The 1,507-nt window shown below is 66.9% G+C and carries 1 protein-coding gene; it reads left to right on the forward strand.

The annotated features are described in order from the left end of the window. Positions 1 to 499 precede the first annotated feature (499 nt). Positions 500 to 1,507 (forward strand): HAMP domain-containing protein (locus tag FWJ67_RS11085; protein WP_414482507.1); only part of this gene is annotated, 1,008 nt, incomplete at its 3' end.

Below are 1,507 nucleotides of genomic sequence, written 5' to 3' on the forward strand. Positions count from 1 at the left end.
AGCTGGCCCGGCACCTGGCCGAAGCTGTCGCCCACTTCCGGACCACGTCGGAAGGGCAGCTCTTCACCTGAAGCTTCGGCACCGGACCCTGAATCGGCGGCGGGCGGTGGGGGACGATGCCGTGGGACGGCCCCCGCGCCCGCCACTTCTCGCTCCGCTGGCCGCCCTTTCAGGGGTCTCTGCTTCGGACCGCGAGGTGACGTCCAACCGACCTGGTCCCGGGCGGCCGGGGCGTCCTTTGGGAGACACACAAACGGCAGTCCCTTTCAGTTCTTCACCACAGGCCTACTTCCAGGCAGACCAGAGCTCCAGCAGCGTCAGCCCACATCGAAGCTCCCCCGTTCCAGGACCCGTCGAGAACCAAATGTCAGGGAATGGTCTGCTCTTGAAGAAGGGGTAGGTGCGTGGGGAAGGGGGAGCGATGGGTTTGGCGGTTGTCCGTTCGGAACGAGTTGGCGGCTCTCGTCTGAGAAGTATCAGCGTTCAGCTGGCCCTCGTCATGGCCCTGATGGCACTGGTGGTCGCGGGGATCACCGGGTACCTCCTCTTCTCGGTCTCCTCGGATGAACTGGCCAGGCAGAGCGCTGAGGCGCTGGTGACGGAGCTCCAGTTGCACGGGCACGTCCTAGACATGGAGCTGGCCGACAAGCACGATGCGGTGGCGGCGCTGGTCAACCGGCTCCGCCAGAGGATCGGCATGCTGACGGTGGACGATGTGACCACGTACGCGCCGGTCCTGCACAACGACATCATGACCAGCCGCGATTACCTGGAGGTGCGCGTCGCCAATCCCACCGGGTACGCGCAAACCCTCAGCCGGTTCGGCGTCTTCGGCGAGGCTGACCTCAGCAGGGAACCGGTCTTCCAGCAGGCCCTCGCGGGTCAAAGCGTTGTAGGTGCCTTCACCCAGTACGACACGGGCGATGGTTCGGTGTGGGCGGTGGAGCTGGCCCAACCGCTCATCGGCTCCGATAGGGGTGTCTTGGGCGTCCTCTCGGCCCTGGTTCCGGCCGAGGCTTTTGTGGAGCGGCTGGCCAGTTTCAGCCTCTTGGCTGAAGGGGAAAGCCTCCTGGTTCGCGGGGATGGCACGGTTCTCCTCCGGGACGGGCAGAGCTTCATCGGATCCCCCCGGCTCTGGGGTGAGGACACGCCGGCGGAGCTCCAGCGCCAGTACCAGGAGCTCCTGGCCGCCACCGAAGCGACCAGCCGCTTGGTGGAAACCCAGGAGGAGACCTACGTGGCGACGGTGGTACCGCTCCAGGGGGCGGACTGGCGGCTCGTGACCCTGGTGCCCGCCAGGGTCTTGACCGAACGCCTCATCCCGCTGCGGAACGCGGCGGTGCGGAACACGACCATCCTCATCCTCATTGCCGCGCTCATCGCCTTTGTCTTCGGCCGGGCCCTCACCCGGGGGGTAGTGGAGGTGACGGGGGCGATGCAGCGCTTCGCCGCCGGTGACCTCACCTACCGGGTCCAGGAGCGGGGGCGGAACGAGGTGGGCGAGCTG

The organism is Limnochorda sp., assembly GCF_047459355.1.
Classification (GTDB): domain Bacteria; phylum Bacillota; class Limnochordia; order Limnochordales; family Limnochordaceae; genus Limnochorda.